Origin of the sequence: Pseudomonas sp. BN102, from assembly GCF_029871245.1 — a bacterium.
Taxonomy (GTDB): Bacteria; Pseudomonadota; Gammaproteobacteria; order Pseudomonadales; family Pseudomonadaceae; genus Metapseudomonas.
Genome location: NZ_SSON01000040.1, coordinates 13,353 through 25,878, shown reverse-complemented (window position 1 = coordinate 25,878; position 12,526 = coordinate 13,353). Strand labels below are relative to the sequence as shown.

Below are 12,526 nucleotides of genomic sequence, written 5' to 3'. Positions count from 1 at the left end.
GTGGAGATATTGTTGCCGCTGACTTGAAACTCTTGGGTTCAGAACGTACAGAGTTCAATGCAGATCGTCTAAACCCACCGGCACTCAGGCGGACGATCTATTGGCGCTGCGGATGTCTCTGGGCTTCGCTTTCCAGAAGTGGTCACCGGTCGACCAGGAAACCAGGAGGATTGCCCCATGAACGAACAGAACTGCGATCTGCTGGAGCGGGTATTGATAGCCCACGGCGGACTGGAGCGCTGGAACAGGTTCAGCACCGTGACTGCCAGCATTGTGACGGGTGGCTTGCTCTGGGGCATGAAGGGACTCACCCAGGACAGCAACCCACGTCTGATGACCGTCTGGCTGCATGAGCAGAGAGCGTCGGTCATGCCCTTCGGCGCCCCGAACCAGCGTACGGCGTACACGCCCGACCGAATTGCAATCGAAACCACCGATGGGCAAGTGGTGATGGAGCGGTCGGAACCGCGGGCGTCTTTCGGTAACCACGAGGAAGGGACGCCCTGGGATCCCCTTCACCGGGCCTACTTCAACGGTTACGCGCTGTGGTCGTACCTGACCATGCCATTTCTGTTCACCCTGCCGGGCGTAAAGGCTGAAGAGGTGGACCCTTGGGAGGAGGGCGACCAGCATTGGCGCCGTTTGCGGGTGCACTTTCCGGAGGATGTGGCCACCCACTGTCCGGTACAGGACTTCTATTTCGGTGAAGATTTTCTGCTGCGCCGGCACGACTACAACGTCGACGTAAGTGGCCGATTGCCCGCTGCCCAATACGTTCACGACTATGTCGAAGCCGAGGGACTCCGTATGCCCAGCAAGCGGAGGGCCTATCGCCGTGACGCGAATAACCGTGCGATCGAGGCGCAACTGCTGGTCAGTATCGATATCAGTGACCTTCGCTACTCATGACCGAAGCTGTCTTCATCGCTATAGAGGAAACCGGGGCAACCTACCCGCTCCTGGCAAGTCGCCCTGGTTTCGAGCAAGGCCTGGCCCCAAGAGGCCTTGGTGACTACGGACCCTGCAGGATCGAGGATTTCAGGCCCTGGAACATGCAAGCGCCGTGTTGATCAACCGGCCTTTGTCTTGCCAGGCATTTCGCTGGTAGACGGAGTAATGGTTTTCGCCTTCAGAACTGGAAAACTCGACAAGCCCTGATGCTGTATTGGGATCAGCGCTGCCGATAAAAAGACGGGTTTTACCATTTTCCTCTTCGGTGAAAGTCTCTGTATCTGCCTTGACTTCATCCTTTACACAGGCCACGTAGTCAGCGTTTTCCCGAGTGGTAAAGCCGGACGTGTTGTCGTGACTTTGTCTTATGTCGGGGTTATATGCGCAGCCAGTGGCCAGTAATAGGACGGAAAGAAACGAGACTTTCCCGGTTACAATCGTTTTGGAGAGTTTGCCAAGTGTCGTATTGTTCATGACTTTTACTCCAAGCAGAAAGGCTTTGGGGTATTCGGAGTGGAGCTGATTCGTTGCTCCAGTAACGATAGTGCAAGGTGGTTTGATGTGGTAGCGACATCGGAACTGTTAAGCGGGATTAACATCCGAGCTTTTCATCGTCAGTTGCCCACCAAGTTGCAGATGAACTGCAAGCGATAAATCTCTGCGCGATATAGGGTGGGATTCTTATAAGTGAATATATCTATTGGCGAGTGATATTGGCCATCCCCGCCAGAGTTGCTCAGTCCTGGTGGGAGAAGTCCATTCCTAGCAACCAATCGCTCCGCATTACCGCTTCAAACATCTCCTGAACCAATTCGCTGCATGGGTCCGCCGACAGCCTCAGCAGCCAGAGCCGACCATCTTCCGTTTGCCGAGTCAGTCTCCACTTCGCTTCCGGCAGCCACTGAGCCAGGTGGCGTTCCATGCACGGCTCTGACAAGGGGCGGGTAGCGATCAGGACGGGAAGGTTCATATGGGTCACCTTGGTACTGGGGTTGCTCGAGGCCTGTGCGTCACCTTGACGCTATGGCGCGCTGGAAGTCCTGCTCCAAGCTGTGCCGACTAACTACGACTATATCTGTCGTAGTTTTGTCGGACAAGCATTTTCTCCTGGATCGATAGGCCGCTGGTCGTCAGCCAGCAACACCCCTGGATATCCGAAGGTGTTGCTGGCGTTCGATGTCATTACCGATGCGAATGGGGGTTAGATCGCGTCAGGCAGCAGGCGCTCTTCTTGCGTCCGAGCGAGTGACTCTCCTGACAGTTTCCGCATTGCGACGTAGAAGACTGGCGTCAGGAAGAGTCCGAATAGCGTGACACCCAGCATGCCGGCGAAAACCGTCACGCCGGTGGCCAACCGAATCTCGGCGCCTGCGCCCTGGCCCAGCAACAGCGGCACGGACCCGGCGATGAACGCGATGGAGGTCATAATGATGGGGCGCAGACGCAGGCGGCATGCCTCGATGGTAGCCTCGAGGGTTTCCCGCCCCTGCATCTCCAGTTCGCGCGCAAACTCCACGATCAGAATGGCGTTCTTGCAGGCAAGCCCCATCAGCACAACGATACCCACCTGTACGAAGATATTGTTGTCGCCGCCGGCCAGCCAGACACCGACCAGTGCGGAGAAGATCGAGGCCGGGACGATCAGGATCACCGAGAACGGCAATATCCAGCTTTCGTACAGCACCGCCAGGGTCAGGAAAACCAACAGGATCGCGACCGGGAAGACGATGATCGCCGAGTTGCTCTGGGTGACCTCCTGATAGCTGAGATCGGTCCATTCCAGTTCGATTCCCGGCGGCAATACCTTCGCGGCGATCTCGGAGATCTTCTCGATCGCCTGGGAAGACGACAGAGCCTGCGGATCCGTTCCGCCGATGAGATCGGCGGCTGGATACCCGTTGTAGCGGATGACCGGGTCCGGCCCGAAGCTTTGTTCAACGCGTACCACCGAGGAAATGGGCACCATTGCTCCGCTGCTGTTCCGTACACGCAGGTTCTCGATGTCGCTTACCTTCTGCCGATAGGCGGCATCCGCCTGGACCATGACGCGATACACACGACCGAACTTGTTGAAGTCGTTGACGTACACCGCGCCGAGATAGGTCTGCAGGGTCTCGAATATCTCCTTCACGGAAACACCCTGGACCTTGGCCTTGACCCGGTCCACGACCACTTCGAGCTGCGGGATATTGGCCTGGTAGGACGTCACCGGATAGAACATCCCCGGTGTTGCGGCAATCTCGGCCTGGAGTTTGGTCAAGGCGTCATTGAGGGCGGGAAACCCGAGCCCCGCACGGTCCTTCAGATACAGGGAGTAGCCTGAACCGTTGCCCAATCCCTGAATTGGCGGTGGCATCAAGGCGTAGGTATAGCCCCCCTTGATCTGCGAGAACTTCTCGTTCAACTCCGCATTGATTTCCGCTGCGCTTCGGGTTCGCTCGGAGAACGGCTTCAGAACGATATAGGAAGCGGAGACGTTCGGGGTGTTCACCGACTGCAGGGCGTTGAGACCGATGTAGTCGGACACCAGCTCGACGCCTTCGATAGAGCGTGCGGCATCGCTCATTTGTCGCGCTACTTCCGCAGTTCTGGAAAGAGAAGCCCCACCCGGGAGCTGGGCGCCGCTGAACAGATAGAGCTTGTCCTGAGTGGGAATGAAGCCGGCCGGGACCTGGTTGAACAGGAACGCGGTACCCCCCAGCAGGACCAGGTAGAACGACAGAAACACGCCACGGCGCCCGAGCGACTTGCTCACCGAGGATCCATAGCCTTGGGAGCTCTTCAGGAAGAAGCGATTGAACGGCGTGAACAGCCAGCCGAAGCAGCGGGCGAGCAGTCTTTCGAACCTGTCCTTTGGCGCGGAGTGGGGTACCAGCAGCCTGGCGGCCAGCGCCGGTGAAAGGGTGAGCGAGTTGATCGCGGAAATGACAGTGGAAATCGCGATGGTCACGGCGAACTGTTTGTAGAACTCGCCCGTGATCCCCGAGAGGAATGCCATGGGTACGAAGACGGCACACAGAACGAGCGCGATCGCGATGATCGGGCCGGAGACCTCCTGCATGGCCTTGTGCGCGGCGGCTTTCGGAGTCAGTCCTTCAGCTATGTATCGTTCAACGTTTTCGACCACCACAATCGCGTCATCGACCACGATGCCAATCGCCAGCGCCAGCCCGAAGAGGGTCAGTGTGTTGAGGGAGTAACCGAGCAGCAGCAGGAAGGCGAAGGTGCCCACGACGGACACGGGTACCGCCGCTAGTGGAATGAGCGACGCCCGCCAGGTTTGCAGGAAGAGGATGACGACCAAGATGACCAGGACAATGGCTTCGATCAAGGTGGCCTTTACCGAGCTGATCGAGTCCCGCACGAATGTGGTGGGGTCCCATACGGCCTGGTACTTGACGCCCTCCGGGAAATCCACGGACAGCTTGTCGAGTTTCTTATAGACCGCATCGGCGACATCCAGGGCATTGGCGCCCGGCGACAGGAAGACGCCGATGGTGGTGGCGTGTTGTCCGTTCTTCTGGACCCGCATCGAGTAGTCGCCAGAACCAAGCTCTACTCTGGCCACGTCTGCAAGCGTCACGACCTGGCCTTGCTCACCGACTTTGAGGACGATTTCCTTGAATTCGTCTTCGGTTTTCAGGCGACCCCGCACGCTGATGGGAATCAGGAATTCGGTCGATTTGGGCGAAGGTTCTGCGCCAAGCTGACCCGCCGATGCCTGTGCGTTCTGCTCCCTGATCGCGTTCGTCACATCGGCCACAGTGAGTCCGCGCGATGCGAGTTTGTCCGGGTCCAGCCATACCCGCATGGCATAGTCGCCCGCACCGTACAACCCGACATCACCGATACCCTGGAGTCTCGAGAGTTCATCCTTGACGTTCAGGGTGAGGTAGTTCCTGAGATACAGGGAGTCGTATTTCGGGTCTTCGGAGTACAAGCTCACGTACATCAACGGCGTGGGCGACTTCTTCTGGGTAGTCACGCCATATTGGCGCACTTCCTCCGGCAGACGGCTCAGCGCCTGGCTGACGCGGTTCTGGACTCTTACCGCGGCGGTGTCAGGGTCCACCGAGGGCTGGAAGGTGACAATGATCTGCAGCGAGCCATCCGAGCCCGAAACGGACTTCATGTACATGACCCCTTCCACCCCGTTGATGGCCTCTTCCAGCGGAGTTGCCACGGTTTCTGCAATTTCCTTCGGGTTGGCGCCGGAATAGACGGCGCGTACGACAACACTCGGCGGCACCACTTCCGGGTACTCGCCAACGGGCAGCAGCGGAATGGATACCAGACCAAGTGCGAAGATCACCAGGGACAGGACGATCGCGTATATGGGCTTTTCAATGAATATCTTCGAGAAGTTCATTTGGCTCACCGTTCTTTCTATGGCTTACATGGTGACTTCAACTGGAGTAACAGCTGCGCCAGAAGGCGGTACCCTATGCAAGCCATTGACCACGACGCGGTCCTCCTTCGTAAGTCCTTTTGCGACTATGCGAAGTCCTTCGTCGGTAAGCCCTCCAAGAATGATGTCCTTGCGACTGACCTTGTTTTCTTCTGTCAGCACATAGACGTATTTCTTGTTTTGATCGGTCAGGATCGCCTTGTCGTTGACCAGGATGGCATCGGTCTTCTCGATATTGGCCAATTGCACCCGTGCAAAGAGCCCCGGCGTAAATTTGCGATGCGAGTTATCGAGAGTGGCCCGTACACGAATGGTTCCCGTCTGGGGATCGAGGACGTTGTCCAGGAAATCCGCCGTACCGGAGTGTGGGAATCCTTCTTCGTTTGCCAGGCCTACGCGGACATGAAGTTCGGTGTTGTCGGAGTCCTGACTCACTTGTGCGTAGTTCAGGAAGCTTCTTTCATCCGGATCGAAGTAGACGTAGATGGGGTTGATCGAAACGACCTTGGTCAGCACCGACTGGTCTGCAACGGCAAGGTTGCCGAGCGTCAGCTGCGCGTTGCTGACCTTGCCATCGATCGGGGCACGGACCTTGGTGAACTCGACATTCAGCTTCGCAACCGCAACAGCGGCCTTCGCTTCCCTGACCGCCGCTTCGCTTTGCAGCAGGGCCGTACGTTTGGTGTCGGCAAGGTCCTTGGAGATGGCGCTTGTCGGTAACAGCCGTTGCGCGCGCTGGTCCTGGGCCTTGGCCAGCGTAAACGCCGCCTCGGCGTTCTCCAGGCGGGCCAGGGCGCTATTGAGTTCGGCCTCGAACGGGCGCGGATCTATCTCGAACAGCAAGTCGCCGCGCTTGACTTCGCTTCCTTCTTCGAAAGCGATCTGACGTATGTAGCCGCTTACCCGCGGACGAATTTCAACGGCGTCAGTTGCCGCGATCCGCCCATTGAACTCGTTCCATTGCAGGGTTTCCTTGTGCACGACTCGTGCGACATCGACGGTGGGTGCCGCGGCTGGCACAGCGGTATCGGCCGCACCTTCCTTGCAGGCGCTGAGCACCAGAGACATGGTCGCAAGTAGCGCGAAGGCCGGGATTTTATTGCAGGCCAACGAACGGATTTCCCGAGTTGAGATTCTTTTATATTGGGAGAGAGTGTTCAAGATAGTTCTCCGTCCGCCTCTTTGTTGCGGGGTGCGGGATGGTTACGGACTAAATCGTGCTCATCAGGCTGCGATCAAGGATGTCTGACGAAGTACTTTGGAAGTTGGGGCGCCATCCGTGGCGCTGGAGTTCTCCAGGTCGCTTGAGAGTCTTCAAGACGAGTGAGTTGCAGGATGCTTAATTGCTAATCGTGCCGGCGTGGCGAGAGTCGATTCGTTCAACCAGCCGGTCACTGCCGCCCTCTGCAAAAACAGGTGCTGCTATTCCAACTACTGCGCAGAGGAACATAATTTTTAGCGTCTTCATGAAAATCTCCGGAGGCATGTTGATCAAGTGGCAATCCTTCTTGGGTATTTGCCACTCTCGAATGAAGTTCGATTGACTTGTGGGGGGGTGCGCAACTTGATATGTCGCCCACACTTGCGGCGCAGTGTTGCCCGTGAGCCGGCGTTACTTCTTCAGTTCGACGGGCTGGACCAGTGCCTCCTTGCCGTCGGACAGTAACCAGGCGACCAGTGAAGCCGGCTCGGCGTCGCTTGCGTTGCGGGTCACGCGGTGCAATTGCCCCGGGCTCTCGTACCAGGCTTCACCGGCCTTGAAGCGCTGCGGAGGCTGGCCGTCGAGTGCTGATTCGACTTCTCCGCCAAGCACCACGACGAACACGTGTCCCGGGTGTCGATGAGCCGTCGAAGTGGCGCCGGGGGCGAAATCGACGCGAAGTGCAGTGGCGCTCTTGAATACCTGCGGCGGCAGCGTGGTTTGCGCGACGGGAGTGACGACCTCGTCTCCGGCACCGCCTCCGTGAGCCAGGGCAACTGAACTGAGCAATCCCGCGACTGCAAGACCGATTGTTTTGGCGAACAGGTTCATGGCGCTCACTCCGGCTGCATGCCAAAACCAACGCCAAAACGGTTCCAGGCATTGATTGCAGCGATGACGAAGGTCAGTTCGGCCAGCTCCTGGTCATTGAAGACGGCGGCCACTTCTTCGTAGATCTCGTCCGGCGCGTGATTGGCTGCGACCAGCGTCAGCGTCTCGGTCCAAAGCAGGGCGGCGCGTTCGCGCTCGTCGAAGAAGGGTGTTTCCTTCCATGCACTCACGGCCATCAGGCGGCGAACACTCTCGCCCGCCTTGGTCGCGTCAGTGGTGTGCATGTCGATGCAGTACGCGCAGCCGTTGATCTGCGAAGCCCGGATTCGCACGAGTTCACGCAGCGAGCCGGGAAGTATCGATTCGGAAGCGGCTTTCTCGAGGCCCAGCATGGCTTTCATGGCTTGGGGGGCGGCCTGGTAGTAATTGAGGCGTTTCGAATTCATTTTCGTTCTCCATCTGACCGAGGGATTTCGGCGTTGGAGCGACTTTATTGAGTGTTGTTTTACGGATAAACTGGCTGTCACCGTTTTCATTGAGCGGGAATTCGGACAATCATGGCTTTCGATCGACTAGAGGCGATGCGCGCGTTCTGTCGCATCGTTGAAGTGGGAAGCTTCACCGGCGCCGCTGAGGCGCTGAAGGTGGCGAAAACGACGGTTTCCGGGCAGGTTCAGGGACTTGAGTCGCTGCTGGGCGTGAAGCTGTTGCACAGGACCACCAGGAGGGTTTCGCCGACCACCGATGGCGCCGCCTACTACGAACGCGCGCGTTCGGTACTGGATGATCTCGACGAGCTGGAGGCTTCGGTTGCACAGAGCCGCAGCGTGGCACGTGGCCGGGTGAGGGTTGAGATGCCTACGGGGGTTGCTACCTGCCTCGTCATTCCGGCGCTACCGGAATTCACCGCGCGACATCCACAGATTCAACTGGATATCGGCTGCAGCGAACGCGTGGTCGACCTCGTGCAGGAAGGCATTGACTGTGCCTTTCGAGGCGGAGTGGTCACTGACCAGGATCTGGTGTGTCGCCCGGTGGGGCTGATGCGTTTTTGCCTATGCGCGTCGCCCGGCTATCTGCTGGGGTCTACGCCGATACAGAAGCCCGACGACTTGCTGCACCACCGTTATCTCGGTTTCACATTTCCCGCCTCAGGCAAGCAGCTGACCCCGGTACTTAATCGAGGCGATGACAGCTTTACGATCGAGCAACTGCCGGCGATGCGCTTCAACAGTGGCAGCGCTTACATCACAGCCGGGTTGGCGGGCCTTGGTATCGTCTCGGTTCCGCGTGCGGAGGCAAGTCCGCATTTCGCGACGGGGGCGCTGCTCGAGGTGCTGCCAGGCTGGGAGCTGCGAAGCATGCCGATCAGCCTCGTATATCCCCACACGCGGCATCTGTCCGCAAGGGTGCGGGCCTTCGCTGAGTGGGGTACGGAGCTGATGGCCAGCCATCCGCTCTGGACGACGAAGCGCTAGTTCGGGCAGGTGGTGCGCTCAGCGCATAGAGCGGAATGCGGCGCGTACCTCGGCGCTGAACAGGTCCGGCTCTTCCCAGGCCGCGAAGTGTCCGCCCTTGTCCACGCGCTTGTAATACACAAGGTTCTGGTAGGCCCGGGCAGCCCAACTCTTTGGCGGTTTGTAGACCTCCCCGGGAAATATCGTCACTGCGGCGGGGATCGAGATTCCGGCCATGTTGGGGCTGCTGGCGAGGGTCTCCCAGTAGATCCGTGCGCTTGAGGTCCCGGTGTTCGTCAACCAGTACAGCGAGATGTTGTCGAGCATCTCGTCTCGCGTGAAGGCGCGCTCCGGTTCGCCGCGTGTGAATACCCAATCGCCGAACTTGTCGTAGAACCAGGCCGCCAGTCCCGCTGGCGAGTCGGCAAGGCTGTACCCAATGGTTTGCGGACGCGTTCCCATGATCGAGGCGAATCCAAAGCCTTTGCCAAGGAACGCTCGGGCCTCTTCAAACACCTCGCGCTCTTCCGCACTGAGGTTTGCCGGCGGGGGATCACCGCATTTCAAGGCCTTGGCAACCTCAGGCGGAATGGTCGTCGAGCGTTCGACCCTGTTGACGTGGATGCCGAGCAGGCCAGGGGGAGCCTGGCGTCCCATGGCATCGGAAATGATGGCGCCCCAGTCGCCGCCCTGTGACAGGTAGCGCGTGTATTCGAGGCGCTTCATGAGCGTATCCCAGGCGCGGGCGACGCGGTCCGGGTTCCAGCCGGTGCTTTTGGGCTTATCCGAAAAGCCGAAGCCGGGAATGGAGGGCAGTACGAGATGGAAGGCGTCCTCGGCGGTCCCGCCGTGCGCCGTGGGATCGGTCAGCGGACCTACGACTTTCAGCAACTCGAAGACGGACCCTGGCCAGCCGTGGGTCATGATGAGCGGCATTGCGTTCGGATGAGGGGAGCGAACGTGGATGAAGTGGATGTCCAGGCCGTCGATGTTCGTCAGGAACTGAGGTGAGGCATTGAGTTTCGCTTCTGCCTTTCGCCAGTCGTAGCCCGTCTCCCAGTAACGCACCAGTGCTTGAAGCTTGGCGAGTTGCATCCCCTGGGAGCGGTCAGTGACGGTTTCCCGATCCGGCCAGCGGGTTGCCGCAAGGCGGCGGCGGAGGTCGATGAGCGCAGCTTGCGGAACATGGGCGCGGAAGGGGCGGATGGCATCAGCTGCCAGGCGAGGCTCCGCATCGGATTGGGAAGCCGCCATTACCGGGCGAAACACCGTGAGCGCTGCCAATGCCGCGCTTTTCAGAATCAGGGTCCGGCGGGACAGGGCGGCAGATGTGGTCGAGTCTTGGGTGGCCATGGTCCACTTCCTCCTGTTTGGAGAGTCGAGGTGGCCGAGGGAAGGTTGTCACTCACAACCAGCGAAGCCGCGAGTTCTGCCGTCTTGCGGCTGCCAACGCCGTGGGCGGAATGAGCGAGGGCCTGTTGGAACTCTAGTGGATGGGGTGGGGAACGCCATGTGGGTTTCCCCATGTGGCATGGCCCGTCACCCCAGGCCCCAATCCTTCAGGAAGAGCAGCTCGCGCAGTGCGGAGAGCTTCCGGCTTGACCGAATCGTCAAGCCGGGCGGGAGAGATTGCTCGTTTGCTCAAGAGCGGTGAGGGGAGTCTTCGGCTGGCATTTTCTTCAGGCGGTAGGCCAGGGCAGGGCGGGTCATGCCGAGCAGGCGGGCGGCTTCCGAGACGTTGTTCTGGGCACGCTTCATCGCCCCCTGCATCAATGCCTCTTCCACCGTGTCCAGGCTGACGCCACTTTCGATCAGACGCTCCACCCAGTCGGGCTCCACGCTGGGCGTCGCTTCTACCAGCGCGCCGTCACTGGAAAGGCCGATGCTGTTGGCCTCATGGGACAGGTGCGGGAAGAGGGCATCGGCACTGATGCTCTGGTTGGCGTCGGTGATGATCACACCGCGCTCGATCAGGTTCTCCAATTCGCGGATATTGCCTGGCCAGTCGTAGCGCATGCAGGCCTCCAGGGCCTTGTCGGAAAGGCCCAGGGTGGTCTTGCCATAGGCCGTGTGCAGGCGCGAGAGAAAGTGCTCGGCCAGCAGCGGGATGTCTTCCTTGCGCTCGCGCAGCGACGGAATGAACACCGGATAGACATTCAGCCGGTAGTACAGGTCGGCGCGGAAGCGGCCTTCCTTCACGGCCTTGGCCAGGTCCTCGTGGGTGGCGGCGATCACCCGCACGTCCACCTTGCGCGTCTGCGAATCGCCCACCCGTTCCAGCTCTTCCTCCTGCAGGACCCGCAGCAGGCTGGCCTGGGCGCGGGGCGTGAGCTCCACCACTTCGTCGAGGAACAGGGTGCCGCCATTGGCGCGCTCGAAGCGGCCCATGCGCGACTGCTGCGCCCCGGTATAGGCGCCACGTTCCACACCGAACAGTTCGGCCTCGATCAGGTCCGGTGGAATGGCCGCGCAGTTCAGCGCCACGAAGGGCCCGCCGGCGCGTTCGCTGCGCAAGTGCAGGCTGCGCGCCATGACTTCCTTGCCCACCCCGGTTTCACCCAGCAGCAGCACCGAAGCCTTGCCCGGCGCTGCCTTGTCGATCAGGGCGCAGGCCTTGCGGTAGAGCGTCGCCTTGCCGATGCCGTAGTACTGTCCGGCATTCTGTTGCAGGCGCTGACGCATGTCGGCCACCTGCACCTGCAGGGCCTGGAGTTCTTCGATGATCGGGTCGCTCTGGAAGTAGCGCATGAACTCCTCGGCGTCCTCCCATTCCTCCACGGGCTTGCCGATGATGCGGCAGCGCGCGTCGCCGCAGCCGCGGCAGCTGACTTCCTTGTAGAGCACCTGGCGACCGAGGAAGAACGACGAGTAGCTGATGGCGTAGCCGAGCAGGGTCCAGCACACCGGCTGGTCGGACTGCAGCCCCTCGGCCTGGTAGTGGTCCACCTCGTAGGAGTTCTGCCATTCGAGGTCGGCATAGAACTGGCCATTTTCGATATCGATGTTCATCTCCAGCGGATTGACCTTGACCATGCCCTTGAGCGAGTGCAGCTGCGGGCCGGTGAGGAACATCTCCACCGCATCGCCGTCCGGACGCAGCTTGCGCGCCAGTTCGGCGTCCTTCAGGCCGGACTGGTAGCCCAGGCGCAGGAACAGGCCTTTGGCCCGCTCGACGCCGAGCATCTCGATCAGCTCGCGGCGGAAGGAGCCCATGGCGGCGGATTGGAGCAGGAGCATGCGCTGCTCTTCGAGCCAGATCTTGCCCGAGTTGCCGAGGAAGCGGACCTGGTCCGTCAGGTCCTTCAGGGTCGGGCTGTGTTCCGACGCCTTGTAGTCAACTTTCATTGCATTGCACCCCTGATTGTTCTTGTGCGGGGAGGAGGCCGGACCACCGTTCAGGCAGACGGTTGCGAGGGTTCGACCGGGTGGCCCGGATACGCAAGGACGGGCCGCGTTCTTTTTTCTAAGCGGCCTGAAAGCCGATGAAAAGTCAATCGCCGTTGCTGATTGGCGAATTGATCAAGGCGCCGTTCAGCAATTGAGCAAATGGTGAATTTCCTTGCCGGATTCGCCTGTCCCTGCTCGCACGCTACCTTCCATTGATTCAATAAAAACCTAGTTTAAACAATGGCTTGCGTCGATCTCTGCGGAGTTCAAAGTCCCTGGCACAGCCGTTGC

General features: G+C 59.8%; 10 protein-coding genes. 2 read left to right on the top strand and 8 right to left on the bottom strand.

Annotated elements, in window-relative coordinates:
- The first annotated feature begins 177 nt into the window (after positions 1-177).
- A complete protein-coding gene (locus E8F12_RS07690; RefSeq protein ID WP_280324658.1) occupies positions 178-909 on the top strand; it encodes a hypothetical protein in 732 nt (243 codons plus the stop codon).
- A 129-nt stretch (positions 910-1,038) separates the two neighbouring features.
- Here the strand turns inward: E8F12_RS07690 and E8F12_RS07685 are convergent, their stop codons facing one another.
- The 6 genes from E8F12_RS07685 to E8F12_RS07660 form a co-directional block, all read right to left on the bottom strand.
- Complete coding sequence (locus tag E8F12_RS07685; protein ID WP_280324657.1) at positions 1,039-1,425, bottom strand: hypothetical protein; 387 nt, start codon at positions 1,423-1,425, stop codon at positions 1,039-1,041.
- A gap of 262 nt (positions 1,426-1,687) precedes the next feature.
- Positions 1,688-1,921, bottom strand: a complete 234-nt coding sequence (locus E8F12_RS07680) for a hypothetical protein (protein ID WP_280324656.1) — start codon at positions 1,919-1,921, stop codon at positions 1,688-1,690.
- A 231-nt stretch (positions 1,922-2,152) separates the two neighbouring features.
- On the bottom strand, positions 2,153-5,320 hold the full coding sequence (locus E8F12_RS07675; RefSeq protein ID WP_280324655.1) for a multidrug efflux RND transporter permease subunit: 3,168 nt from the start codon (positions 5,318-5,320) through the stop codon (positions 2,153-2,155).
- Between the two features lie 24 nt (positions 5,321-5,344).
- Entirely contained in the window at positions 5,345-6,520 is a 1,176-nt protein-coding gene (locus E8F12_RS07670; RefSeq protein ID WP_280324654.1) for an efflux RND transporter periplasmic adaptor subunit, read from the bottom strand.
- A 451-nt stretch (positions 6,521-6,971) separates the two neighbouring features.
- On the bottom strand, positions 6,972-7,391 hold the full coding sequence (locus E8F12_RS07665; RefSeq protein ID WP_280324653.1) for a cupin domain-containing protein: 420 nt from the start codon (positions 7,389-7,391) through the stop codon (positions 6,972-6,974).
- Positions 7,392-7,396: 5 nt separating this feature from the next.
- Positions 7,397-7,837, bottom strand: coding sequence for a carboxymuconolactone decarboxylase family protein (locus tag E8F12_RS07660; protein WP_280324652.1), 441 nt, complete (start codon positions 7,835-7,837; stop codon positions 7,397-7,399).
- Positions 7,838-7,948: 111 nt separating this feature from the next.
- Between E8F12_RS07660 and E8F12_RS07655 the strand changes: the two genes are divergently transcribed.
- Positions 7,949-8,869 carry a LysR family transcriptional regulator gene (locus E8F12_RS07655; protein WP_280324651.1) on the top strand — a complete coding sequence of 307 codons (921 nt, stop codon included), beginning with the start codon at positions 7,949-7,951 and terminating at the stop codon, positions 8,867-8,869.
- Between the two features lie 18 nt (positions 8,870-8,887).
- Here E8F12_RS07655 and E8F12_RS07650 read toward each other — a convergent pair whose 3' ends face one another.
- Complete coding sequence (locus E8F12_RS07650) at positions 8,888-10,102, bottom strand: epoxide hydrolase (protein WP_280324732.1); 1,215 nt, start codon at positions 10,100-10,102, stop codon at positions 8,888-8,890.
- A gap of 387 nt (positions 10,103-10,489) precedes the next feature.
- Positions 10,490-12,193, bottom strand: coding sequence for a sigma-54-dependent Fis family transcriptional regulator (locus tag E8F12_RS07645; protein WP_280324650.1), 1,704 nt, complete (start codon positions 12,191-12,193; stop codon positions 10,490-10,492).
- Between the last annotated feature and the right edge of the window lie 333 nt (positions 12,194-12,526).

Coding starts and splice junctions, on each gene's coding strand:
- E8F12_RS07685 (WP_280324657.1), bottom strand. CDS start 1,425: ATGAACAATACGACACTTGGCAAACTCTCCAAAACGATTGTAACCGGG.
- E8F12_RS07645 (WP_280324650.1), bottom strand. CDS start 12,193: ATGAAAGTTGACTACAAGGCGTCGGAACACAGCCCGACCCTGAAGGAC.
- E8F12_RS07650 (WP_280324732.1), bottom strand. CDS start 10,102: ATGGCGGCTTCCCAATCCGATGCGGAGCCTCGCCTGGCAGCTGATGCC.
- E8F12_RS07675 (WP_280324655.1), bottom strand. CDS start 5,320: ATGAACTTCTCGAAGATATTCATTGAAAAGCCCATATACGCGATCGTC.
- E8F12_RS07655 (WP_280324651.1), top strand. CDS start 7,949: ATGGCTTTCGATCGACTAGAGGCGATGCGCGCGTTCTGTCGCATCGTT.
- E8F12_RS07665 (WP_280324653.1), bottom strand. CDS start 7,391: ATGAACCTGTTCGCCAAAACAATCGGTCTTGCAGTCGCGGGATTGCTC.
- E8F12_RS07680 (WP_280324656.1), bottom strand. CDS start 1,921: ATGAACCTTCCCGTCCTGATCGCTACCCGCCCCTTGTCAGAGCCGTGC.
- E8F12_RS07660 (WP_280324652.1), bottom strand. CDS start 7,837: ATGAATTCGAAACGCCTCAATTACTACCAGGCCGCCCCCCAAGCCATG.
- E8F12_RS07690 (WP_280324658.1), top strand. CDS start 178: ATGAACGAACAGAACTGCGATCTGCTGGAGCGGGTATTGATAGCCCAC.